The sequence below is a fragment of the Cedecea sp. Ae19-4 genome (genome assembly GCF_059801165.1).
In genome coordinates this window covers 2,061,970-2,086,804 of sequence record NZ_JBCHWG010000001.1, presented here as the reverse complement: position 1 = coordinate 2,086,804, position 24,835 = coordinate 2,061,970, and the positions used below count along the sequence as shown (strand labels likewise).

The following is a 24,835-nucleotide window of genomic DNA, read 5'->3' as shown; positions in this document are numbered from 1 at the left end:
GCTGAGATTTCCCTGTTGTTGAAATACCGCCGCGCATTAAGTTCTATACTCTCCCGAGGATTTTGTACAACGGGAAAAAATATGCTTAATACTTACGTTATCCTTGCCATCTCTATATGTGCAGAAACGCTGGCGACCACCATGATGAAAGCCTCTGACGGGTTCAGCCGTCTGGTTCCCAGCGTGGTGGTGGTGGTGGGCTACGCAATTTCATTCTATGGCCTCTCCCAAGTGGTGAAGACCATGAATATTGGTATCGCCTATGCGATCTGGGCGGGGATGGGAATCTTCCTGGTTTCGGTGATGTCATTTCTGTTTTATAAACAAAAACTCGATCTTCCGGCTATCGCAGGCATGTTGTTTATTGCCGTGGGCATCATGATTATTCAACTTTTCTCAAAGTCTGTTACCCACTGACCGCCGTTAATAACGGCTATTCCCCGGCCTTACTGTTGTCGCGCCACTTGAAGGTGACGCGCTGATACCATGGCTCGGGGACAGGGTGAACAATGCTGCGTAGTGCTCTGGCGTAATCCATCACCAGCCCCGGAGTCCAGGCCATAGAAGTGGCACGTTTACGCACCTGGGCGGCTATCCAGAGCTCGGGCATCGCGAGCGTTCTGAGTATGGACAACCAGCTTCGCGTATGTTTTGAAAGCACGCCATCCAGCGACGCTTCAAGAGCGTAAGCAACGCTGCTCGAGCAATTACGGTAGGTGAGATTGTAAGTTTTTGTCAGCCTGTAGGCACTCCAGAAACGCTGTAAGGCTTTGCCATTGTAATGATGGAAATAGATCTTGCGATCTGACTGGCACCACTCTGCGGATTCAGTGGCATAGTCAGGCTGATACGTTCCCGGCACATCATTATCGCGTGTGGCCTTAAGCGTATTCAAAAACTCGGCTGGCGACCTATCAATGTCTTCTGCAGGATAAAGGCTGATGTAAAGATCAGGTGGGACTTCAAGCGCGGCGTGGCCCGTTGATATAACACCTTCGGAGTCTACTGCGGCGATATAGCGGTTGATGACCGGCCGTGGAATTGTTGACGCGCTGGCTGTACCTTCCGGGGTCCAGATATGTACGGTTAGCGGTTCACGAAAATCAACGTTCGCGGGTTCGGCGAGGTTAGGCTTGATATTCGTGCCTTTTTTCACTTCAACACCTATTCCTGCAGGCACTAAAAGGTCGAAGACCGAGATACCTTCTCGCAGTCTTGCAACGCGAAGTGCAAGACGTACGGTATGGATCCCGCTGAAAATCATCAGTGTTCCCAGGAAGAACGATACCGTAGCTTTATAATGCGTAGGCCAGGGGCTGAACATAAAAAAGGCGAACATAATTTGCGCTAAACCGGTGATCAGGGTGCCCTTCCAGTGGGGGAAACGTACAATCCACGCCGAGAAAATAACGAACAGGCCAATGACGAAATAAGCAAAACCAAACACGATGGCCAGCAGCAAATTGCTGTAGGGCTGGTTGGATAAGATAAGCAGCGAGACGAAACAAAAAATCCCCCCCTTAAAGTAAAGCACGGCTTTTTGCGCTCCGACTCCGCCGGAAGCGATGCTCAGCGTTACCAGACTTTCCAGCAGCAAAAGCAGGCCAAAAAAGCGCAACGGGAAATACGTCACGCCGTCCAGACCGTCCAGGAAAATAGCCAGTCCGAGCAGGCTCCAAAGACTCCCCAGCAGGATCAGATATTTAACCCTTGAGCGCATAAAGTCGACGCCGAACAGTAACAACGCAATCTGAATCACAAGTTTGTCTCTCCTTAAAAAGTGCTCACGTCCGTGTTTAGATAGCCAGATCGTAATGGCTGACCTGCCAGTTTCCGACAATAATGCTTGTCCCGCCGTTGGACATAGCAACGCCGCCGCTGTCAACCAGCGTGAGCCATTCATCCTTATTCACCTTGATACGAAATATCAGGGGTTTGCTTTTGTTCGGAACAGGGGAGAGCCAATGCTGCCGAAGTTTTTCCCGATCTGAGGGATGTACCTGCGCCAGGACTCGCTCGATGGTGTCGAACGCCTGGGGCGAAGTTGAACCCAGGAGTGAAGAGAGATCGTTTTCCCAGTTGAAAATACCGGTTTCAGGCTCCAGTCGATAAAGTATGCCATTACCCGCCAGTCGGCCAGTGTCCGGATTGAAACGCGTCGTAGAGCGGCTTAACACTCGCACAAAGACGACCAGTAAGGCGGTCGCAGAGAGATAGCTCAGCGCCAGCAGCAGGGATTCGGTGAAGCTAAGGCCGTGGAGAAAGAAGGGCCCCTGATGCTGGTCGGTAAAGTGGATAACAATCGCCCCCAGTGTCAGCAGGCCAATCGAGCCTCCACGATTCCCCCAGACCAGGGAAAGCATTAGCGTCAGCACAATCGGTAAGCAAGAAAGGGCAAAATAGAGCGCGGCGGCTTCGGTTCTGAGCCAGGTCCCGCTGTAGTCGAAAATAAACACCGTTGCGGCACAAATCAGCAGTAACAGCGCCAGACCTGTCAGACGGGAAGACCAGGTAAGAGCGGCCTGGAGGCCACGCTTATTCACGAAGCCCATGACGACGGTTGTTGCGAAGAAAATCCCGGTCACGTCGGCAACGAATCCATTCCAGATGGTCTTTGTTATCGGCTGGTCGGTGAAATACGCGTAGCCTCCGCCGACGATTAGCGCATCGAACAGGCTGACAATAAAGGTGGCGCAGATCCACAGCAGGATGACGTGCAGGTCGTCATTGGGCCGAGAGAAACGGCGTACCAGCCAGGCAATAAGCACGTTGGCAGGCATCGCCAGCAGCGAATAACCCAGCGTGGTTAAAAAAAGAGGCAGGCTGTGCCAGGCTTCGTCCTGCAGGATGCTTGCTACCGCGAAGATAAGGATAAGAGCAGGGTAGTCACGCCAGCGGGCAGACAATAAAGCCGCTACGGCAACGCCCGATGGGAACCAGACAATCGCTATTGCGGAGTTCGGGTCGTCAAATTTTAGCGAGATAAGTCCGGACAGATAATAGACCAGCCCCCACAAAAGCAGGATAGCGGTTTGCTGCAGCCAGGAAGGGAAATACGTTTTCATTTCTCGTCCATTTTTGATTCAGGAATGCGCGCAGCATTCCGCTGTCGGGCGTTATTTTACGTAAAGGCTAACAACCCTTGGCTGAAAACACAAAATAGGGCCATTTACTAGACTTCAGACTGCATGCCGCGCATCGACTTTCTCTGCTGAGAAAATAGTCCTGACGTTAGCCGCTGAAGGTTGTATTTGCCCTTCATGTTGATGATTGTCTTCTATATCTTGCTCGTGGGTCTGCCCATGCGATCCGGTTTCTGCCACGATGCTTTGCTTATAAAGATCGGGGCGTTCTTCGGCTCCCGGGCATATGCAGTGGGAAGCGGGAGAGGGGATCAAAGCGGTACGCAGAGATTCCCGAAGTTCGCGTTGCACCCATTTCATGGCCTGATTTGGCATCGCTGAGACGGACATTTTCCCTGCCAAAAGACAGGGCTTCACGTTCCAGACCATCAATAAAATATCCTTGCGGGTCCCTGCATCGGTCGAATGATAAATTTTCGCGGATGTCAGGTGCGAGCTGGCCTGATCTTCCCAGCTATAAACCAGCAGGGCAGCAGTATCACTTCGGTCATTCAGCGGCTTTACCGTGGGTTTAAAAATGCCGATGACAATCAGTGCGGCCAGCATACTAAGCAGTAAGCCACTGCACAATAACAGCAGGCGTTGGCTGTTTTTATTAAGTAAAAATAAGCGTGTTTTGAACCCGGACATCCCAACCAACTCCAGGGCTGAATTGGTCGTTTCCAACAAGAAAATGCCCCTCATCCAACCCGAATTTAATAAGCGAAACAGCAAAACCTTTATGTAAAAATTAGATTAATTTATTGTGAATGAAATGCTCTGAAAGCAGAGGGTTATTACTATTAATCCTCCACGATCATCCTCCTTAAGAGTAAATAATGGCTCAACGAGAAGGAATAAACCCAGAATTATACTGGTTATTTGCCGCCGTCCTTTCCTTTCCTGGAGTTAATGATTTAAATGGTGATGTATTTAAGTGGGATGTTCTGTTGGTTTGCTGTTGATTGGCATAAATTATCTGTTTTTCCCTGCAGACGCTACGCAGCGATCAAGCGCGCATCCACTGGCGCAGGTTTTCCAGCATCGCCATGCACTTTTGCAGCTGCTCTTCGGCAACAAACTCATCGGGCTTGTGCCCCTGGTCCATGCTACCGGGGCCACAAATCAGCGTGGCAATCCCGGCTTCGTCAAAAAGTCCGCCTTCGGTGCCAAATGCCACGGTGCTGAAATCAGCGCTGTCGCACCACTGCGCCAGCCATCGGGCAAATTCTGACTGGGCATCCGTCAGCAGGCCGGGGTAGTGGCTCAAGGGAGTAAACCGGATGGCGCTTGCCGGGGAGATGTTTTGCATGGCGGGCACCAGTTTTTGCTGCGCATAGCCCTGAATGTCGGCGATCGCCGCCGTGACTTCGACGCCCGGCAGGTAGCGGATCTCAAAATCAAACTGGCATTCCTGCGGCACAATGTTCAGCGCGCTGCCGCCGTGAATGGTGCCAACCTGGAGCGTACTGAACGGGGGATCAAAGCGGGCATCCGTCTTTTGGGTCAGCGCCTCGCGAACGTCTCCCAGTTTGCCGATAAGCCGGGCGGCATATTCAATGGCGTTCACCCCTTCTGGCGCATAGGCAGAATGGCATGCCAGGCCGTGCACCTCGCAGCGGATGGCAATTTTCCCTTTGTGCCCGTAAACCGGGCGCATTTCGGTTGGCTCTCCAACAATACACAGCGCGGGTTTCTCTTTGGAGGCACGGAGGTGCTCCACCAGGCTGCGCACGCCAAGGCAACCGACCTCTTCGTCGTAGGAGAAGGCGAGGTGCAGCGGTATTTTCAGCGGCTGTGAAAGAAACGCCGGGACGGAGGCCAGCACGCAGGCGATAAAGCCCTTCATGTCCGCTGCCCCGCGCCCATAATAGCGGCCATTCCGGTAAGTCATGTCGAAAGGAGGGACGCTCCACTGTTGCCCGTCCACCGGCACCACGTCGGTATGGCCGGAGAGCATCACACCGCCGCCGCCTGCCGGGCCAAACACCGCATAAAGATTGGCTTTACGCCCGTCCTCACTGTGAAACAGCTCCGCACTGATGCCCCATTCGGCAAGGTAATCGCGAATATCCTCGATCAGCGCCAGGTTCGACTCGCGGCTGGTGGTGTCTCGCGCCAGTAACTTCTGCAATAAAGGAATCAGTTGGCTATTCATCGCCTGGCACACCATAGCTGGGGGCTTCTCGCGGATCGAGTGCACGGATCAGGTAATCCTGCATTTGTGGTTTATAGGCCAGCCAGAGCGAATGCAGCGCGGCAATCGGGTTATCGTCCGCCCAGTCAACGCGCAGGTCGACTACCGGCCAGGCGACGGTGTCCACTACCTTTAATGCGGCCGAGTGTACCGGCCCGGCTTCACCCCCTTTTTCCAGCGCCGCTTCAAGGGCGGTCATTAGCCTGTCAGCCAATGGGCCGGGGCATTGTTCGAAGCGTTCGATCATGGCGTTAATTACTGACTTATCGGCCAGCATATTGCCCGCCGCCACGCAGTTGTCCCCCTCCACGGCGTGGTAAATGCCCAGTGAATTAATGCCACTGTGGCAGGCGGTTTTGCCGTGGCTGTCGATGACCGTCACCTGCCGGTAGTCGCCGTGCAGATGTTCACTGGCGACCAGCTTTAGCGCCTCCTGCGGCGTGGCACCTTCGCTCAGCTTCGACAGCACCATCGGGCCCAGCGCGGGCAGGGTAATATTCTGGCTCGACACCGCGCCGACGCCCGGCACCAGCCACGGGCAGCGAGCGCCGACCGCGATGCTGGACGAGCTAATGGCGATGCCAAGCTGGCCGGTGTCCCGGCAGCGTGCGGCGATGGAAAAGGTCATTTTTCCCCCTGAGTATCGCCCGGGATCACCGCGATAACATCGATTTCCATTAGCCACTGCGGCTGGCCGAGGGCGGAAACCACCAGCCCGGTGGAGATCGGGAAGACGCCTCTCAGCCATTTGCCGACTTCCTGATACACCGGTTCGCGGTAGCGCGGGTCGATAATGTAAGTCGTGGTTTTCACTATGTGGGAGAGATCGCTCCCGGCTTCCTCCAGCAGTTGCTTAACGTTTTTCATGGCCTGCTCAGCCTGCGCCTGCGGGTCGCCCAGCCCAATCAAATTCCCTTCAAAATCCGTCCCGACCTGGCCGCGCACATACACGGTATTCCCGGCGCGTACCGCCTGACAGAGATCGTTGTTCAGCGACTGATTAGGGTAAGTCTCTTTGGTGTTAAACATGCGAATACGGGTATGCGTGGGCATCGGTTAATTCCTTGTTGGCAAAAAGGTTAGCGCTGGGAAGCGTCGAGATAGCGGCTGTACTTGCGCTGGGTTTCAATGTGGTCGGCGACGTATTTCGCGTCATGCCACACGCCCCAGATAAACGTTGAGCCCCGGCGGGAAAGCCACGGCAGGCCGAGAAAATAGACGCCCGGCTCGCTGGACACGCCGCGCTGGTGGCGTGGTTTGCCCTGAGCATCAAAAGCATCCACGTTGAGCCAGCCGTAGTCCGGGGCGTATCCGGTCGCCCAGATAATCGAGGTGATGCCCGCTTCGGCCAGGTTCAATTCCAGCGTGGGCTGGGTGACGCAAAGCGGATCGGCCGGGAAGACTCGGGCCTGCGGCTCTTCAGGCAGATCGATCCCGTTGCGGGTAATCCACGCATCGGCGGCGTCCAGCAGGGCCAGGTAACTTTCATCCCCCTGGCGGATGTTGTGTGCCAGATTATCTTCAAAAAAGACTTTCCCCTCGGCGAAGCGCTGGGTCAGGCCGACGAGGTGAATGCCCTGGTGTGCGAGTGCCCGGAAATCAACGGTGTGGCCGCCGCGAGCGCCACTCACCGCAATGGTGACGTGTTCTTTGCCAGGCTGATTGGCCGCCGCATCCCACAGCCCAAGCACCCCCAGCCACCAGCAGAAGTCCCGGTTGCGGTAGGCGCGGGGAGGGCGGTCGTGGGCACCCACGGAAAGGTAAACCTGCTTGCCCGCACGCTGTAGCTCATCGGCGATTTGTACCCCGGAAGAGCCAGCCCCCACCACAAGCACCGCGCCAGCCGGTAGCTGAGCCGGGTTTTTGTAGGTGGCGGAATGAATCTGGTTTAGCCCGTCATCTGCCGGGGCAATAGCCGGGATGACCGGGCGCTGGAAAGGCCCGGTGGCGGCCACGATATGCTCTGCTTCGACAATACCGTCGCTGGTTTCCACTGTGAAACCCGGCCTGCCGTGATGGCGTGTCACGCTTTTCACTTCCACGCCGGTTTTTACCGGCGTTCCAAATTTCCGGGCGTAGTTTTGGAAGTAGTTCGCCACCTCGTCTTTGGGGATAAAACTGTCCGGGTCGGCGGCGTCAAATTCAAGGCCAGGAAAGCGATCGTGCCAGGCCGGGCCGTTGGCAACCAGCGAATCCCAGCGGCCGCTGCGCCAGGCTTCGGCGATGCGGTTTTTCTCCAGCACCAGATGGGGAATACCGAGGCGCGTCAGGTGCTCGCTCATGGCGATCCCGGCCTGGCCGGCACCAATCACAAGGGTATCTGTCTGTGTTTTTATTTCGGTCATGTCTGTTTCCTTGATGCTCGGGAAATAAGGTTCAGCGCAGCTTCGCGATGGCACAAGGTTATTAAGCGGCAGACATTCCGTAAAATATTATAAATCTAGGGATAAGGTATAAATAAAGTAGCCTCCAGCTATGGGCTATGAATTTCCTGTATTTTAAGACGGTGAAACTCCACTTTTTAATTTTCGCCCAGGGTTTTCGGCATCAGCTCAAAGGTGCGGCAGTAATCCATAAATAAGCGCGTCGGCCGGGTCGGCTCGTTATTGCGTAAATAAGCCATTACCAGCGTAGATGCCGCCATATCATCAATGATTTCCACCTGCTTAACGCGCTGGCCGTCATAGGTTATGTCGGTGCAGGGGCGGGTGACCAGCACCGAAAATCCCATGCCCTGGCCGACCATGCAGCGCACCATTTCAATCGATGGCGAACTGTAGGCCACCTCCGGGTGCAGGCCTTTGTCGGTGAAAATGTTCATGAAGTAGCTTTTGCTGGGAATAACGTCCAGCAGGATCATCGGTTCGCGGCTGAGTTCTTTGAGCGTGACGGTGGTTTTTTTCGCCAGCGGATGAGCCGCAGGCAGCAGAGCGTAAGGCTTCTGCGGGGCGTTCAGTTTTTCGGTATGCAGCGTGCTCTCTAACTCCAGGTTGTACATAAAGGCGAGGTCGAAGCGCCCGCGGTGCAGTCCGTGGGTCAGTTCATTTTGCTCCCCGTCGTACAGTCGGATGGTTATGTCAGGATAAAGCTTGCGAAACCCGGCGATGAGCCTCGGCAGATAAAGCGGGGCCGCGGACTCGAAGCAGCCGATGGCGATGGTGCCGGAAACCAGGTCGTTATCCGCTTTGGCATTTTGCTCAAACTGGTATGAAAGCCGCAGCAGCTCGCGAGCTTTTTCATAAAACCGCAGCCCGCCGGGCGTGAGCGAAACGCCCTGCGCGTGGTGGCGAATAAAAAACTGCTGCTCAAAAGTGTCTTCCAGGTTTTTGATGGCAATGGAAACGGAAGGCTGGGCGATATGCAGCTGCCTTGAGGCTTCAGCGATGCTCTGCGCCTCCACGACGGTGACAAAGTACTTGAGCTGCTTGAGCGTGAAATGTGTCATGGCGCTAACCCCGCTTTTTTATTGTCAATGCAGCCTTGAAGAGAGCTTCAGGCTATTCAGTCAGTTTGCAGCAAGGCTCATGCCAGGTGTAACAGTGGTGGACACAAACGGTAAAATTATGCCCTGAAAAAATATTTTTATTTTTATTGGCCACGAATTATCCCCAAAAAGTGGCAGACGAAAAATAATCCGCACCTTTTTGGTGCGGGTGAATATTTTGAGCCGCTATTATCTGCCTGAAATATGTCTTTATTGGCTTTTCTTCGGCGAATTAATATCTTGCGCTGCGCTGGTGCAAAAAAATAACCATTGCATTAAAACAATTTTTTATAGAGGTAAGGCATATTTTTCGTCCTTTATCCCGACGCGCTTCTGCTGCAGCATGGCCCCATCGCAAACGCTCATCGAGTGATTATCGTCCTGGCGAATATATTGCAAGGCATTTCCCGGCGCGAAAATCATCCGTTGTTTCAGGTGCCGCCGTTGGGGCATCCATAAAAATGATTAACCACCTGCACTGGAGTCATCGCATGTTTACATCCTCACACAGCAAGGCGTTATTTTCCTGCATGGCGGCGGCGCTGCCTTTACTGCTCAGCGGCGGGGCTCAGGCGGCCGTGATGACCCCCGGTCAGCTTACGGTGGGGAGCGATATTACCTTCCCGCCTTACGAATACCTCGACGGCAAAACCCCGGCGGGTTTCGATATTGAATTTATCAACGGCGTGGCCGAAGCGATGAAGCTGCAGCCCAATTACGTGGATACCCGCTTCACCAGCCTGATCCCCGGCCTGCAGGCGAAACGCTTCGAGCTGATTGCTTCCGCGCTGTTTATCACCCCGGAGCGCCAGAAGGTGATCGACATGGTGCCTTACCTGAAAACCGGCGAGTCGCTGCTGACGCTGAGCAATGCCAGCTTCAAGCCAACCAAGCCGGAAGAGCTTTGCGGGCATAAAGTCGGGTCGATGCAGGGCACTTACTGGCTGGAAAAACTGCACACGCTGTCGGCGGATTACTGCGTGAAGCAGGGGCTGAAGCCGATTATGGTTAGCGAATTCTCAACTGACCCGCAGACAACCCAGGCGCTGCTTTCCCACGCGGTTGAAGTGCAGATGACCGATGCCGCCGTGGCAAGTCAGGTGGTGGACAAAATGAAAGGGCGACTGGCGGTGACCTCGACCGACCTGCTGTACCCGGTGCTGGTGGGGCTTGGGGTGAGTAAAACCAACCCGGAGCTGAAAAAAGCGCTGAACGACGGCATTGCGGCTTTTAAAGCGAGCGGCAAGTACTCGGCATTAGTGAAAAAGTATCACCTGGCGGAGCCGTCCGAAGCCGAAATTCAGGCCAGCAGTTTGTAATCATTACCGCCGGGGAGTACAGATATGTCGTTTGACTGGAACTATTTATTCAGCCTGTTTAGCAATGCCGATTTTTGGCAGGCAACCTGGACCGTGATTAAGCTGAGCCTGCTGAGCTGGGTCATCAGCATTGGCTTTGGCTTTCTTCTGGCGCTGGGCAAACAGGCGGCGTCTCCCTGGCTCTCTGTACCGGCGCGGGCCTATATCTGGCTGTTCCGCAGCCTGCCGCTGCTGGTGCTGCTGATTTTTGTCTATAACCTGCCTCAGGCGCTGCCCGGCAGCTCGGCCTTGTTAAGCGACCCGTTCTGGGCCGGGCTTATCGCGCTGGTGCTGAGTGAAACGGCCTATATTGCCGAGATTCACCGTGGTGGCCTGCTGGCTATCCCTCGCGGGCAGCGTGAGGCGGCCCATGCCTTGGGGCTGCGCTACGCCGGCATTCAGTGGCTGGTCATTGTGCCGCAGGCGCTGCGGGTGGCGCTGCCGTCGCTGGCGAACGAATACATCTCCATTGTGAAACTTAGCTCGCTGGTTTCGGTGATTTCACTGACCGAGATCCTGATGGTTGGGCAGCGGCTTTACTCGCAAAACTTCCTGGTGATGGAGACCATGGCGGCGGTGGCTTTCTATTATGTGTTTATCGTGACCGTTTTTGATTTCCTGCTGAAGCTGCTGGAAAAACGGCTGGATGTCACCCAGCGCAAAACCGCACGCCTGCCGGAAGCCGAACTGGAAGCGATGGCGGCACAGGAAAGCGGGCTGGTTGCTCGCCCGGCTCTGGCAGTGAATGTTCCCGCGCTGCAGGCCCGCAAGCTGCACAAGGCCTACAACAACGTGGAGGTGCTTGGCGCGGTGAACCTGGACATCAAGCCCGGTGAAGTGGTGTCCGTCATTGGTCCGTCAGGTTCCGGCAAAACCACGCTGATTCGTCTGCTGAACGGCCTCGAGCAGTTGGATAACGGCGAGATCCTGATCAACGGCCAGCCGTTTATTCGCCTGGAAAAACACGGGGCCCAGAAGCCGCAGTATGTCGAAAACGCCGCACACCGGCTGAACATCGGCATGGTGTTTCAGGGCTTTAACCTGTTCCCGCACTTAACGGTGATGAAAAACCTGATGCTGGCCCCGCACTACCATCGCCTGGCGACGGATGCAGAGCTGAAGCGCGAGGCCTGCGTGTTGCTGCGCAAAGTCGGCATGCTCGAGCACGCCCACAAATACCCACACCAGCTTTCCGGCGGGCAGCAACAAAGGGTGGCGATTGCCCGGGCTTTAATGATGCGTCCTCAAATTATGCTGTTCGATGAGCCTACCTCGGCGTTGGATCCTGAAAAGGTGAATGAGGTGCTGCAGGTGATTGAGAACCTGGCGGAGGAGGGCATCACGATGGTGATTGTCACCCACGAGATGAACTTCGCGTTCCGCGTGTCGGACAGAATTGTGTTTATGGAAAAAGGGCGAGTCGTTTGCGATGACTCTCCTCAGGCGCTGCGCAGCGGAGAGAACCCACGTATTACCGAATTCCTGAAAGACGTAAACCTGGCCCCTGTTACGGCCTAAAAAAACGGGCTGCGGTAACATTATCCTGCCGCAGCCCGGGTGGATTAAATCTCTATTACCTTCACGCCGGAACTGCGCGCCATTCGCACGCACTCCGCCGTATCTTCTCCCCCAGGAAAGGCCAGCAGCACGTCGGGGCGGCTGTCCTCCAGCATAAACAGATTGCGGCGGGTTTCCGCGTATTTGCCGTGCAGCGCCCAGTTGGCCGGGTAGCGAATGACGTGCACGTCGGTGCCGCGTGCCCAGGTTTCAATGGCGCCGCCGAGCGACTGATGTCCCCCGTGGATCAGCACATTCATTGTCTGCGTGCTGGCATATAAATCCAGCACGCGGGTGAGGGTATGGGTGTCGGCATAAAACCGACCTGCGCAAATTAAAACTCTCACTTTTCTGTACCTTAACGTTGCTTTCCTTGAAAAGATGCTTCGTCCACCTTGCGGCGGTTATTGTTTTTTAAGCGTCCGGCGGCGATTCGATAAAGCGCAGCGACTTATCGCCCAGACGGTCAATCACCGGGTAGGCCACGGCCGCGATGTGGTGATGTACGCGGCGGTAGTCCCGCAGCACTCGCTGGAAAATGTCGCCGGATTCCGCCCAGGCATTTTTGTCCTCTCGCAGTTTTTTGAAGTGCTCGCGGCTGGCGGAAGCCTCGAGCTGACGAATGGTTTCCTTGCGCTGCACCAGCTGATGGGCAGCGGATAAATCTTCACGCATAAACGCGGCGATGCCGAGGCGCAGGCTGGTGAGGATCTCCGCGTGCAGCAGGCGAATATTGTGTAATTCAAAGTCGCTGAACAGTTCGCCACGGCGAGCGCGGCGCGTAGCTAACTGGGTCAGGTTGCTGGAAAGAATGTCCCCAGCATGCTCGAAGTTGATGATGAACATCAGGATCTCCTGGGCGCGATCGGCATCCGCGTCATTCAGCCCGTCATGGCTGATATCGGCCAAGTAAGCACGCACCGCCGCGCTGAGCAGATCCACCGACTGATCAAGTTGGCGAATCTCATCGGCGGCCTGCTTTTCCTGGGTGACAAACAACACCAGCAGGCGGTCCAGCATGATGGTCAGCATGTCGGCTGCGCGCAGCGATTCACGGACTGAATTAGACAGGCCGATGTAAGCCACTTCGAGGCCGGCATCGTCCAGATACATCGGCATCCCAGGGTCGCCCACGCGCTCTTCTTCCGGGAACAAACGCTCCAGGAAACGAGCCATCGGCGCGGTCAGACCGATAAACAACAGCGCAAGCACGGCGCTAAAGGCCGTGTGGAACCACACCACCAGCTGCGGCGTGCTCAACCCGGACTTCTGCGCAAGATCCGTCAGCAGCGGAAGCATTAAGAGCGCCAGCGCGCAGCCGACCAGGCGAACAATCAGGTTGCCAACCGGCAGGCGACGAGCCACGGCGGAGCCCGCGTTCAGCACCGGCGGCAACGCCCCACCAATATTGGCTCCCATCACCAGGATCAGCGCTGTTTCTGGCCCCATCGCGCCGGTGGCCGCGAGGGAAGCGATCAGCAAAATGATCGCCACGCTGGAGTGGCACAGCAGCGTCAGGATCGCGGCCACCAGCAGGGCGATTAAGATATCGCCCTGCAGCCCCTGCATCACGGCGTGAAACACCGGCGTGACTTCGATTTCCGCCAGCGTGCCGCTCAGTAAATGCAGGGCAAGCAGCATCAGGCCGAGGCCAATCAGGGCGCAGCCCACGCTCTCAAAGTTGGAATGGTCGCGTAGCTTGAAGACCACAAACCCGGCAAGCAGAAGCAGCGGGATGGCCATTTCCATGTCGAAGCTCATCAGCTGCACCACCAGCGTGGAGCCGATATTAGCGCCGAGCATCACCGCCAGGGCTGGGGCAAGGCTCAGCGTCCCTGCGGCGGTGAACGACGTCGCCATCATGCTTACCGCGGTGCTGCTTTGCAGAACGCCGGTAATGCCGATCCCGGCGAACAGGGCCGTCCAGCGGCTGGTGAGGTGGCGTCCCATCCAGTTGCGCAGCGGCGTGCCGAAGCCGCGCTGCAGCGCAGTTGAAATCATATGGCTGCCCCAGAGCAGCAAAGCGATGGCGCCAGCCAGGTTAATTAACAGAGTAGTTCCGGACATAATCAATTCCCCCTCTTCAGGGCGGGTGGTGTAACAAAACGCAGTAACCTGATCGAAAAACGATGTATGGCGCTGGCGAGGTTCAGTAACGCTTTCGCGTGTCGATAGTTGATTTTCCCTCCGGCGAACCAGGCCAGGGCGTGGACGCGAAGGGTGCGGGTTATTTTCATTAAAAATAAGACAACCAGTGCGATGGTCTTATTTTTAATCAGGAAAATAATGGAATGTTGCTTTTCCATAATGCTTTCCAGCTTGTGTTACTTGCCTGAAAGGTGCCGCCGAAGCGGCACTTTTTTACCTTACTTAACGCAGCATTAGTGCCACTGCTTGAAGCGACGCATGTAGAACGTTTTCATGCCCTGAGCCACGCAGCAGTAGGCGAGCAGGGTAGCCACCAGCCACGGGAAGTACTGCCACGGCAGCGCCTGCAGCCCAACCAACGGCCCGAGCGGAGAGAACGGTACGTAAATCCCAATCGCCATAATCAGCCCGGTCATCATGAGTACCGGCCAGGCGGCAGTGCTCTGAATGAACGGAATTTTCTGGGTACGCAGCATGTGCACCACCAGCGTCTGCGACAGCAGGCCTTCAACGAACCAGCCGGACTGGAACAGGGTCTGCATGTGCTCGCTGTTGGCGCTGAACACAAACCACATCAGCGCGAAGGTGGTCATGTCAAAAATGGACGACGTCGGGCCAATCCAGACCATGAAGCGGCCAATGTTTTTGGCATCCCACTTGCGCGGCTTGCTCAGGAACTCTTTGTCCGTTTTGTCCCACGGCAGCGCGAGCTGGGAAATGTCGTACATCAGGTTTTGCAGCAGCAGCTGGATCGCAAGCATCGGCAGGAACGGGATGAATGCGCTGGCGACCAGCACCGAGAACACGTTGCCGAAGTTGGAGCTGGCGGTCATGTTCAGGTACTTCATGATGTTGCCAAAAGTCTCGCGGCCTTTGATCACGCCTTCTTCCAGAACCATCAGGCTCTTTTCCAGCAGGATGATGTCGGCGGATTCCTTGGCAATATCGGTGCCGCTGTCGACCGAGATACCGACGTCGGCATCGCGCAGGGCTGGGGCGTCGTTAATCCCGTCGCCCAGGAAGCCCACGGTATGGCCGTTGGCCTGCAGCGCCTTCAGCACGCGAGACTTCTGCAGCGGCGTCAGCTTGGCAAACACGGTGCGCTCTTCCACCAGCTGTTGGAGGGAGGCGTCGCTCAGTTGCTCAATCTGCGGGCCGAGTACCGGCTCACCCGGCTCCAGCCCGACCTGGCGGCAGATGCGGGTGGTGACGATGGCGTTATCGCCGGTCAGCACTTTCACCGCTACGCCAATGTCCATCAGAGCAGCAATTGCCGGGCCTGCACTCTCTTTCGGTGGATCGAGGAAGGTGAGGAAACCGCGGATAATCAGGTCGTGCTCATCGTCGGTGCCGTACTGTTTTTTCGCCTCGGCTTTAGGAATATCGCGAGTGGCCACCACCAGGACGCGGAAACCGTCTTTGTTGTAGTCATTGGTCATTGCCAGCATGGCGTCACGGCGCTGATTATCCAGCGCGACTACCTTGCCGTTCTCTTCCATGTGGGTGGCAATGCTCAGCATCTCTTCCACGGCGCCTTTGCACACCAGCAGGTGATTGCTCTGGCTGTCCTTCACCACAATCGACAGGCGGCGGCGGACGAAATCAAACGGCATCTCGTCGACTTTGCTGTAGCCCTGCGGTTTGACGAAGTTTGGCTCATTGTCAGAGAAGTAAATGACTGCCTGATCCATCAGGTTTTTGATGCCGCTTTGGTGGTAGCTGTTCAGCCAGGCCAGCCCCAGCACGGACTCGTTTTTCTGGCCGTTGGTGCCCACGTGATGCTCGAGGATGATCTTATCCTGCGTCAGCGTCCCGGTTTTGTCGGTGCACAGCACGTCCATTGCGCCCAGGTTCTGGATAGCGTTCAGGCGCTTAACCACCACTTTACGCTTCGCCATAGCCACCGCGCCTTTGGCGAGGTTGGCGCTGACGATCATCGGCAGCATTTCAGGCGTTAACCCTACGGCTACCGCCAGGGCAAACAGCAGGGCATCCCACCATTCGCCTTTCAGCAGGCCGTTAATCAGGAACACCACAGGCACCATCACCAGCATAAAGCGGATCAGCAGCCAGCTGACGCTGTTCACGCCGCGGTCGAAGGCCGTTTGTGCGCGGCTGCCGACAATCGCTTTAGCCAGCGAGCCAAAGTAAGTCCGTGGCCCGGTTGCGACCACCACCGCCTGCGCGGTACCGCTGACCACGTTGGTGCCCATAAAGCAGATGTTCGGGATATCCAGCAGGTTTTCGCTGTCGATCGCCTTATCGTGCGCGGACTTTTGCGCCACGTCGCCCAGGGTGTCGTATTTCTCAATCGGCAGCGCTTCACCGGTCAGCACGGCCTGGCTGATAAACAGATCCCGGGACTCAATGAGGCGCACGTCTGCTGGGATCATATCCCCCGCATAGAGCTGCACGATGTCGCCCACGACCAGTTCGCGCATCGGGATTTCACGCGGGGTTCCTTTTTGCCCTGCGTGTTCACGACGCACAACCGTGGCGGTGGTGCGAACCATCGCTTTCAGCGCCTCGGCAGACTTCGCCGAGCGGTGTTCCTGCCAGAAACGCACCAGGCCGCTGAGTGCTACCATGGTGCCGATGATAATCACCGTCGTCAGGTCACCGTCTTCGCCGTGGCTGGTGGGCAGCCAGTAATCGGTAAAGAAGCTGATCCCGGCGAGAATGCCGAGCACGTAGATAAACGGGTTATTGAATGCCATCAGCAGCTGAACCAGCGCGTGAGGCGGTTTGTCATGGGCAACCTCGTTCAGGCCATCCCGCTCCAGCCGGGCGCTGGCGTGGGCTTCCTGCAGCCCTTCCCGGGTGGTGTTCAGGTTGACCAGGGTTTCTGCGATGCCGTTTTTGGCTTCCTGGGCGGCACGCATAGACAGCGTGCTTTTTTTATTACGGTTCTTGGTTTGTACAGTCATGGTGGTGCTCCTGTCGCCGGACGGCAGCAGACTCTTTAAGGTAAACGCCAGATTAAGGGCGACCGAAAATAGCCCGATGCCGTATGAGCGATCGGTTTTAAATTAATTTCGCACAGGGTTTCTCACTATTTATTTATTAAAAACAAACAGGTGAGAAATTTATATTTTCTTTTCTCGGGACGTGTTTATTCCTGCTGAGAAATATGCCAGAAGGCATCAGCGAATAAACAGGTACCAGCAGTGACGTAACTCAGCGAGGCGCACGGAAGCGGGCTGCGGCATAGCGCGCAGACGAACCTACGGCGTAACGGCTGAATCAGGCTACGAAGGGTCGACTTTGAGGGTCTTCGCCATCAGAGAAGCTGCAACGACGCTCCAGCTGGCCGGTGACAGGACTGACACGCCAGTTAGTGATGCGTTGATTCAACTCGCTGATTTTCGAAGAGAAAATTGAGTTTGACTGTTTTTTGCGTGCGGACAACACCCGATCGCGGGGCGGCCGGACACGCAGCGTTGATGTCACTGTTTTGACACCAGGAAAAAGGGTAGATTTGAAGTTCATAACACACCTCGGGACCGTGAAAACCCTGGTCGAGGTGGGACAACACGAGAGCATCAGGCTCCGGCGAGACACACCAAAACGAAGAAGTGATCACAATCGATTTCATGTTTACTTTCCCGAACCGCCATTAAGGCCATGTTCGGGCAGCTACTAAATTCAGTATCCATTAGTCTCTTATGTCAGGTTAGGAAAGGCCGCAACTTCGGCCCGTGAAATCTACCCATGGGCAGTACTATTGTCAACCCGCGAGTGGAAATTAAATGTGTTCGTTTATATTTCAGTGAGGGAATATTGAGGGAGGAGAACAAAGGGTATTTTTTATCTCACTCCCTGAGTTGTGTTTTTTTCTAACTTGTAAACGGCCTGGGGGATCGCCGTCATTCCCTGATACCCGGTGTTCTCGTTACTGACCCTCACCCTAACCCTCTCCCTGGAAGGGAGAGGGAACAAATTGAGTACTTCTGGAAGGGAGAGGGAACAGATTACGTATTGTTCTGACCTGTAGTTTTCTCCCTCGCCCCTTTGGGGAGAGGGGCGGGGTGAGGGGAGGATTTGTGCCCGATTCTTGTTTAGACGAGAGATATCGTCACCATTAATATTTTCCTTAAACTAAATCAAAACTTGCGGGCAAAGCCGGTTTTTGCCCCTCGCGCTTTGATTTGAAACAAAATTTAACGCTTATAGCGGTTCATCTGCTGCGTTAGTGTGATAAAAATCACACTAAGACGGCAGTGGAACTGCGGTCGACAACCCGTTTTTGTTTCAGTTGAAAGTTAGGTCGAACGTTATGGATGCGAAACCAACTCGCAGCCCCGGCGGTAAAATTGCGCTGTGGCTGTTCTATGCTTTTTGTTTGTACATCGTTTGGGCGATGGTGCGTTATTTTTGGGTCGTCAGTGGGGTAACCAGCGGCGATTTAGGCACCTTTAGCGGTAAACTCCTCGGGGCGCTGATGGGGTTGCTGGTGTTAGGTTCCGTCGCGGCGGTGCTGGGCTGGATAGCATGGTACACAAGGCCGCGTGCTTATCCTGTTCGCGCCAGAGAAAACCGGCTGCGTTGAAACCAGATTGCCCGATGAGCCACCTGCTTTTGCGTGGCTCAGGCTGTATACCTTCCCGCTGTAAAACTTCCGCTGAAGCCAGCCTATTTATTTCATGCTCTTTCCCGGCATCATTTAATTTTCCTCTGCACTGCAATACTATTTATTCCTCATTAAAAAGAGGGTTTATCGTATTTATATAACTGTGCGTAAAGTCACGTTTGTTATTTTTCGAACTGTCTACACTGCGGGAAGATTTATGGGGAAAACTATGCACATTTATATTGTTCGAATCATAACGTTTGTTCGCACTATGTTGCCGATGTTCGGCAGCAGGGCGCGCGTTTGGTTGAATAATAGCTGCTGGTTTAATAGCGTGAGCGAACTGGAAAAAGACGACGCCGTTTATTCTGATTCGCTGGATAATGTTTGTGCCGTAAATTGGTCCCGGCTCTGGTGCAGCGCCGGTGTTCTATATCATTCACTTCGCTATTCGCATTCTCCGTCCTTAAAAAAGGAACATACTGCTCTGCGTCCGCGCCGTCTGGCCGTTCGCAAACGCTATGAACTTTCGTTCCTGTGCCGTATTTCCAGCCTGCATCAGCTGATGATGTGTCTTCACGCCGGCGGTGATGCCGGAGACGCCGCGATGCTGGCCCATGTTTGCCCCCAAAGCACAATGCGCTTTTCAGCCATTGTGCTTTTTTTATTGCCTTTCTTCAGCCAGATAAGGAGTTGTTATGTATATCGTTTGTGTTGCAGCTTGCCCTACGGGCATCGCCCATACCTACATGGCTGCGGAGGCCCTGGCCCTGGTGGGTCAGCAGCGCGGGCATGAAGTGAAAGTCGAAACGCAGGGCAGCATGGGCGTTGAAAACGAAATTACCGCCGACGATCTTGCCCGGGCCAACGCGGTGATTCTCGCGGCGGATGTGGCGATTACCGGCAAAGAACGTTTTGACGGCATGATGAAACTGGAGTGCAGCGTGGCCGATCCTATCAAGTTTGGCGAGGCCGTGTTTGAGGCGATAGAGGCGGAGATAGCACATGGCTAAATTCAGGGCTGAGGCGGGGATGTCGACCGGCAAAGAGGTCAAAAATGCCATCATGACCGGGGTGTCATGGATGCTGCCGTTTGTCATTGCCGGGGCGGTGATCATGGGCATCGCGCGCATCGGTGCTTCGCTCTACGGCATCGAAAATATCTGGGATGCCAGCCACGCTCAGGCGGCGAGCATCATTGTGCAGATGCTGCAAAAATTCGACGGATTTGGTGGCCTGGCGCTGTCGCTGATGCTGCCGGTGGTCGCCGGGTATATCAGCTTTGCCATCGCCAATAAGCCGGGGCTGGCGCCGGGGATGGTGGGCGGCTTACTGGCCAGCAGCCTGGGAACCGGGTTTCTTGGGGCGCTCGCCGCCGGTTTTGTTGCGGGATACATCGTGCGGGCGCTGGCAACCTGGGTCAAACTGCCTGCTGCGCTGGCCTCGGCTGGCCCTATTTTTATCCTGCCCGTAGGCGGCACGCTGCTGACCTGCATGGTGATGGCTTTTATTATCGGTGGCCCGCTGGCGGCGCTGAATCACGGGATGGAAACCTGGCTGCTGGCGATGTCCGGGACGAACAAAATCATTCTGGCAGCCGTCGTGGGCGGGATGGTGGGCTTTGACCTGGGCGGCCCGGTGAACAAGGCGGCGGTAACCACCGCCATGGCGCTGCTGGCTTCCGGGATTTACGACCCCAACACCGCCGCGCAGGTAGCGATTATCGTCCCGCCGATTGGCCTCGGGGTTGCAACGCTCATCTGGGCTAAGCGCTTCCCGGCTTCGCTGCGCGAGGCGGGCAAGGCTTCGACGCTGATGGGCCTGATTGGCGTATCTGAAGGGGCGATTCCTTTCGCGCTGGCAAACCCCAAAATTATCGTCATCAATGTGGTTGGCTCAGCCACCGGGGCCGCGCTGGCCGTCGGGCTGGGTGCGGTAAACCATGCGCCGATTTCGGGTTTTTACGGCTGGCTGGCGGTAGATAAATGGCCCATTTATGTGCTGTCTATTGCTGTCGGTGCGGGGATTATTGCCGTGGGATCGTTATTAGTGTTTCGGGGTGAAACCGTCGTTGAAAATAAACCTTCGGCTGCCGTGCCTAAATTTAAAGTAGGGCGCTAGCCGCCCGGTTCATTTATTTCAGGCCGTATGGGCTGCGTTTTTACGGTATTTCATGCCGGGGATGACTACGCCTTAAATGTGCCTCATCAGCCGCTAATAAGGTGACATTATGAAGACTGTGCATTTAATTCAGCACACGCACTGGGACAGAGAGTGGTATTTCACCGAGAACGACTCAAAAATCGTGCTCTATTATTTTATGCGGGATTTAATCACCCGGCTGGAACAGGACGAAGCGCTGGGGCCGTTTATTCTGGATGGCCAAACGGTGATGCTGGAGGATTTTTTACAGGTGGCGCCAGAGCACCTGGCTCGTCTGAAAAAATTGATTGCCGACGGGCGGATACTGATTGGCCCGTGGTACACCCAAAGTGACTTCCTGGTGGTGGGCGCGGAGTCGATAACCCGCAATTTGCTGCTTGGGCTGGCGGACTGTAAAACCTGGGGGAGCTACATGCCGGTGGGCTATGTGCCAGACTCTTTCGGGCAAAGCGCACAGTTGCCGATGTTTCTAAGCGAGTTCGCCATTGACAGCGCAGTGCTCTGGCGCGGGTGGTGCGAGCATGATGTGCCGACCAGCGAATTTTGCTGGCAGGCGCAGGGCGGGCAGCAGGTGCTCACCGCCGTGCTTCCCTGGGGTTACGGCTGCGCGAAGTGGCTGCCTACGGCATCGCAGGAACTGGCTGAAAAATTACCGCCGATCCTGGAAAAACAGGGGCGTTTTTCCGCCACGAATCACCTTCTGCTCCCCAACGGCAACGATCAGTCGCCGTTCGAATATGCGGTGCCTGGGGCGCTGGAAAAACTGAATGCCAGCCAGAGCGAATACCATTTCAGGCGCAGTAGCTTCAGCGATTTCTTCGCCGCGCTGCGGGACGACGAGCACACCCTGCCTGTTTTGCGCGGCGAGCTTCTCAGCCCCAAATACATGCGTATTCATCGCGGTATTTTCTCTACCCGAATGGACATTAAGCAGCTTAATGCCTCGCTGGAACAGTTTGTCAGCCAGACGCTGGAGCCCTTGCTGGCGCTCAACTGGCGGCTCGGGCTGCCTTATCCGCAGCAGGCGGTGGAGCACATCTGGCGGGAAGCGATGCAATCTCACGCCCACGACAGCATCTGCGGCTGTAATTCAGACCGCGTTAACCAGATGGTTAAGGGGCGTTTGCAGTCCGGCAAAGAGAGTGCCGGGCAGCTGTTTGAGCTGAACATGAAAATGCTTGCGGAAGGGATTACCGCGAGCCAGCAGGGTAAAAAAATCGTGGTCTTTAACCCGCTACCCGCGCGGCGCGATACGCAGGTGAGCCTCACGCTTTATACCCCGGAAGAGGACTTCCGCATCGTGGATAGCGAGGGCGATCCGTGCCGCTGGCAACTGCTGCACGAAGAGCTTCAGGACATGTCGCTGGTGGTGCAGGAGCTTTCCAACAGCACCACAACCACCTGGTATCGTAAATGCCATATTTTGCTGGACGCGAAGGCGCTGCCGGCCTGTGGCTACACGACCTTTTACCTGCAGGAAGGGGAAGCCGCCGGGTTTGATAAACCGGCCGGGGAGATTGACTGCCTGGAAAACGCCTGGCTGCGGCTGGAGCATAAAGCCGGAGAGCTTACGCTGACCGATAAACGCACGGGCGAAGTCTACCCGCACATCCTTCGGCTGGTCGATGGCGAAGACGCGGGGGACAACTATAACTATTCGCCGCCGACGGTTGACTGGAAGATTAACAGCGAAGGCTGTCTGCAGCAGGCCATGCTGACGCGCGGCGTGCTCAAAGACACCCTGCAGCTAACGCTGCACATTCCTGCCCCGGCTGATGCCGATGCACGCGAGGCCAGGCGGTTTGATGCCTGGCTGGACGTGGTAATGACCATCTCCCTGCCGCATGAAAGCGCCTGGCTGGATGTTGTCGTTGACGTTAACAACACGCTGCGTGACCACCGTTTGCAGATTGAACTGCCCACCGGTTTATATCAGTCGACCCATTTTGCCGATCAGCCTTTTGGCCTGATAGAACGTGATAATGTCCCTCGTGCGCTTGAGATCTGGCAGCAGGAAAACTGGGCGGAAGCGCCTGCCTCACTGTGGCCGATGCAGAGCCTGGTGATGATGCACCACGCGCGGCGCGGCGTCTGCGTGGTGACCGCCGGGCTGCGGGAGTACGAAATTCCTGTCGGGCAGCCTGATACGCTGGCGATTACCTTGTTCCGCAGCGTGGGCTGGCTCGGACGGCCCGCGCTGGAATGGCGGCCTGGACGGGCATCTGGCATGGTGCTGCCTGCTCCTGACTCGCAAATACCCGGTCATCACGCGTTTCACCTGGCCGTCATGCCGATGGATAACGGGCAAAGCCCTGCGTTCTGGCAGGCCGTCGAGCAGTGGCGTACCCCTGCTTCGGGCTACCTGGATTCTGGCTGGTCGCGTTTTCGCACCAACCCCCACGGGAAATCCTTCCCGCCGCACTTCAGCGTCTTGAGCTGGGAAAGCCCCCTGCATTTCAGCACCCTGAAAAAAGCGCAAAACGAAGAGGCGTTAGTGCTCAGGGGCTGGAACCCAGGCCTGACGCCACTCAAAAACGTTCCTCCGACAGCAAACGGTACGCTGGAGCAGGTCACGCTAGCGGAAATTCCGGCCACGCCAACGGGCGCTGTCGAAGCAAGTACGCCGGTTTCCTGGCTCATTCGCTCATTTGAATAAGGCGCTACCCCTATGCAGACATTGTTATTTCGTTGCCCGCTGGTGAATGGACTTCACGCCAGGCCCGCAAGCGCGCTTGAGCGGCAGGCTTCACGCTTTGTTTCCTCGGTGACGCTAGTGAACCAGACTAAGTCACGCCAGGGGGATGCCAAGAGCGTCCTGGCGCTGGTGGGGGCAGATGTTGCCGCTGGCGATGAATGCCAGCTGCTGATTGAAGGCCCGGACGAGCAGGCGGCCTGGCAGGCGCTCGGCCATTTTATTGGGCATGAGTTCGCGCAGTGTGATTCGCCGCTGGCCGCTGCCGTTGACGAAGAGCAACCGCTGCCGGTGTTCCTTTCCCGAAGTGCATCCCCTGTTTGGCAAGGGAAGGGCGTTAGTCCGGGGGCGGCGCTGGCAAAGGCCGTTTTTGTTGAGCAGATCGATCTCCACGCGCTGGCGCTGCGGCACGATGAAGAACCTTTTCCTCTGCAGCAACAGCGACTGATTGTCGCCCTGCAGGCTGCGCGGATGCGTTTACGGGACGATATCAGCCAGCAGGCGGATGAAGCGGCGCAGATTCTGGATGCGCAAAGTCAGCTGCTGGAGGATGAAACCGTTGAAGAGTGCCTGCTGGACGAGCATGACGCCCGCAATACGCTGGCCGCGTTGGCAAAAGCGCTGGACGTACTGCGGGAGCCTTTCCGGCAAAGCGACAGCGAATATCTCCGCCAGCGGGAGTTGGATGTTTTTGACCTGGGGCTGAGGATTGCGGCCGAACTGACCGGCAATCCGTGGCTGGGGCTGTGGCAACTGGATGAAGACGCGCTGGTGATTGGTGATGGCGTGCTGACGCCGGGCCAGTTGCTCATGCTGCAAGGGCCATTTCTGCGGGGGATTGTGATGCCGACAGGCGGCGAAACGTCCCATACCGCAATACTCGCCCGAGCGTTTGCGACGCCGCTATTGTGCCTGGCCTCGACGAAGCCGCTCTTTGCCGCAGGAGCAGGGGCATACTTGCTGGGCGCCGGACACGGGTTTGTGCTGGCGGCACCCGATGACGTGGCGCAGCGCTGGTACGCGCTGGAATGCAAAAAGTATGCTGCTGAACCCGTAAGCGAGGAAGCGGACATGTTCAGCCCGGCGCTGGTGTTTCTGGATGAAAAGCTTCATGACAAGCATGAGGTGATTAAACGGCTGACGGATAACCTTGACGTTCAGGGGCGGGCGCTTTCTGCGACGCTCGCCGAGCAGGCCATCTGGCAGCGTGAAGCGGTCTTTACCACCGCGCTGGGCTTTTCCATCGCCATTCCGCACTGTAAGTCTGCCGCGATCTCCCGCAGCAGTATTTCCGTCCTGCGGCTGGCAGAACCGCTGGATTGGGGAGACGGCGTGGCGGTGCGGCTGGTGATTATGCTGACGCTCAGCGAGCAGGAGCAGGCGCAGCATATGCGGATATTCTCAGTTTTAGCCCGACGGCTGATGCATGAATCCTTCCGAGAGAGGCTGCTGGCCGCGGCAACGGCGCAGGCCGTAGTGGATGTGTTCCGCGAGGAAGTCATAATCTTGTCATAAATCTGGTTATACTCAGACTGGCGCTTTTC

21 protein-coding genes are annotated in these 24,835 nt (G+C 56.1%); 8 read left to right on the top strand and 13 right to left on the bottom strand.

The window, feature by feature from the left end:
- Positions 1 to 81: 81 nt before the first annotated feature.
- Positions 82 to 417: a DMT family transporter gene (locus tag AAIE02_RS09895; RefSeq protein WP_008458053.1), complete on the top strand. Its 336-nt coding sequence runs from the start codon at positions 82 to 84 to the stop codon at positions 415 to 417.
- Between the two features lie 16 nt (positions 418 to 433).
- Here the strand turns inward: AAIE02_RS09895 and AAIE02_RS09890 are convergent, their stop codons facing one another.
- The 8 genes from AAIE02_RS09890 to AAIE02_RS09855 form a co-directional block, all read right to left on the bottom strand.
- On the bottom strand, positions 434 to 1,759 hold the full coding sequence (locus AAIE02_RS09890; RefSeq protein ID WP_498532685.1) for an HdeD family acid-resistance protein: 1,326 nt from the start codon (positions 1,757 to 1,759) through the stop codon (positions 434 to 436).
- A 37-nt stretch (positions 1,760 to 1,796) separates the two neighbouring features.
- A complete protein-coding gene (locus AAIE02_RS09885) occupies positions 1,797 to 3,065 on the bottom strand; it encodes an MASE1 domain-containing protein (RefSeq protein ID WP_336707565.1) in 1,269 nt (422 codons plus the stop codon).
- 114 nt (positions 3,066 to 3,179) lie between these two features.
- Positions 3,180 to 3,812, bottom strand: coding sequence for a hypothetical protein (locus AAIE02_RS09880; protein WP_286184347.1), 633 nt, complete (start codon positions 3,810 to 3,812; stop codon positions 3,180 to 3,182).
- A gap of 319 nt (positions 3,813 to 4,131) precedes the next feature.
- Complete coding sequence (gene argE, locus AAIE02_RS09875; protein ID WP_498532453.1) at positions 4,132 to 5,280, bottom strand: acetylornithine deacetylase; 1,149 nt, start codon at positions 5,278 to 5,280, stop codon at positions 4,132 to 4,134.
- Positions 5,273 to 5,947, bottom strand: coding sequence for a DUF1028 domain-containing protein (locus tag AAIE02_RS09870; protein WP_498532452.1), 675 nt, complete (start codon positions 5,945 to 5,947; stop codon positions 5,273 to 5,275). Before AAIE02_RS09870 ends, argE begins: the two co-directional genes overlap by 8 nt.
- The gene (locus AAIE02_RS09865) at positions 5,944 to 6,372 is read right to left on the bottom strand and encodes a RidA family protein (RefSeq protein WP_008458066.1); all 429 of its coding nucleotides are present in this window, start codon (positions 6,370 to 6,372) and stop codon (positions 5,944 to 5,946) included. The genes AAIE02_RS09870 and AAIE02_RS09865 overlap by 4 nt, the downstream gene beginning before the upstream one ends.
- Positions 6,373 to 6,398: 26 nt before the next feature.
- Entirely contained in the window at positions 6,399 to 7,664 is a 1,266-nt protein-coding gene (locus AAIE02_RS09860) for a flavin-containing monooxygenase (protein ID WP_498532451.1), read from the bottom strand.
- A gap of 176 nt (positions 7,665 to 7,840) precedes the next feature.
- Positions 7,841 to 8,764 (bottom strand): LysR substrate-binding domain-containing protein, encoded by a 924-nt coding sequence (locus tag AAIE02_RS09855; RefSeq protein ID WP_166872829.1) that lies wholly within the window; start codon positions 8,762 to 8,764, stop codon positions 7,841 to 7,843.
- A 530-nt stretch (positions 8,765 to 9,294) separates the two neighbouring features.
- On the opposite strand from AAIE02_RS09855, the gene AAIE02_RS09850 reads away from it, so the two are divergent.
- Together AAIE02_RS09850 and AAIE02_RS09845 are read left to right on the top strand one after the other, a co-directional pair.
- Positions 9,295 to 10,122, top strand: a complete 828-nt coding sequence (locus AAIE02_RS09850; RefSeq protein WP_498532450.1) for an ABC transporter substrate-binding protein — start codon at positions 9,295 to 9,297, stop codon at positions 10,120 to 10,122.
- Between the two features lie 24 nt (positions 10,123 to 10,146).
- Positions 10,147 to 11,679, top strand: coding sequence for an amino acid ABC transporter permease/ATP-binding protein (locus AAIE02_RS09845; RefSeq protein ID WP_498532449.1), 1,533 nt, complete (start codon positions 10,147 to 10,149; stop codon positions 11,677 to 11,679).
- A gap of 44 nt (positions 11,680 to 11,723) precedes the next feature.
- Here the strand turns inward: AAIE02_RS09845 and AAIE02_RS09840 are convergent, their stop codons facing one another.
- The 4 genes from AAIE02_RS09840 to mgtA form a co-directional block, all read right to left on the bottom strand.
- Positions 11,724 to 12,065, bottom strand: coding sequence for a DUF2493 domain-containing protein (locus tag AAIE02_RS09840; protein WP_008458076.1), 342 nt, complete (start codon positions 12,063 to 12,065; stop codon positions 11,724 to 11,726).
- Between the two features lie 67 nt (positions 12,066 to 12,132).
- A complete protein-coding gene (locus tag AAIE02_RS09835) occupies positions 12,133 to 13,785 on the bottom strand; it encodes a Na/Pi cotransporter family protein (protein WP_498532448.1) in 1,653 nt (550 codons plus the stop codon).
- A gap of 2 nt (positions 13,786 to 13,787) precedes the next feature.
- Entirely contained in the window at positions 13,788 to 14,024 is a 237-nt protein-coding gene (locus AAIE02_RS09830) for a hypothetical protein (RefSeq protein WP_008458080.1), read from the bottom strand.
- Positions 14,025 to 14,099: 75 nt separating this feature from the next.
- On the bottom strand, positions 14,100 to 16,793 hold the full coding sequence (gene mgtA, locus AAIE02_RS09825; protein WP_166991473.1) for a magnesium-translocating P-type ATPase: 2,694 nt from the start codon (positions 16,791 to 16,793) through the stop codon (positions 14,100 to 14,102).
- A 1,349-nt stretch (positions 16,794 to 18,142) separates the two neighbouring features.
- Here mgtA and drpB point away from each other — a divergent pair.
- Positions 18,143 to 18,415, top strand: coding sequence for a cell division protein DrpB (drpB, locus tag AAIE02_RS09820; protein ID WP_008458086.1), 273 nt, complete (start codon positions 18,143 to 18,145; stop codon positions 18,413 to 18,415).
- 487 nt (positions 18,416 to 18,902) lie between these two features.
- Here drpB and AAIE02_RS09815 read toward each other — a convergent pair whose 3' ends face one another.
- Positions 18,903 to 19,055, bottom strand: a complete 153-nt coding sequence (locus AAIE02_RS09815) for a hypothetical protein (protein WP_498532447.1) — start codon at positions 19,053 to 19,055, stop codon at positions 18,903 to 18,905.
- Between the two features lie 79 nt (positions 19,056 to 19,134).
- Here AAIE02_RS09815 and AAIE02_RS09810 point away from each other — a divergent pair, with 79 nt between their 5' ends.
- The 4 genes from AAIE02_RS09810 (at position 19,135) to AAIE02_RS09795 (ending at position 24,806) form a co-directional block, all read left to right on the top strand.
- Entirely contained in the window at positions 19,135 to 19,449 is a 315-nt protein-coding gene (locus tag AAIE02_RS09810) for a PTS fructose transporter subunit IIB (protein WP_008458091.1), read from the top strand.
- Positions 19,442 to 20,557 (top strand): PTS fructose transporter subunit IIC, encoded by a 1,116-nt coding sequence (locus AAIE02_RS09805; protein ID WP_498532446.1) that lies wholly within the window; start codon positions 19,442 to 19,444, stop codon positions 20,555 to 20,557. Before AAIE02_RS09810 ends, AAIE02_RS09805 begins: the two co-directional genes overlap by 8 nt.
- Before the next feature lie 109 nt (positions 20,558 to 20,666).
- On the top strand, positions 20,667 to 23,255 hold the full coding sequence (locus tag AAIE02_RS09800; RefSeq protein WP_498532445.1) for a glycoside hydrolase family 38 N-terminal domain-containing protein: 2,589 nt from the start codon (positions 20,667 to 20,669) through the stop codon (positions 23,253 to 23,255).
- A gap of 12 nt (positions 23,256 to 23,267) precedes the next feature.
- A complete protein-coding gene (locus tag AAIE02_RS09795) occupies positions 23,268 to 24,806 on the top strand; it encodes a fructose PTS transporter subunit IIA (RefSeq protein ID WP_498532444.1) in 1,539 nt (512 codons plus the stop codon).
- The last annotated feature ends 29 nt before the right edge of the window (positions 24,807 to 24,835 follow it).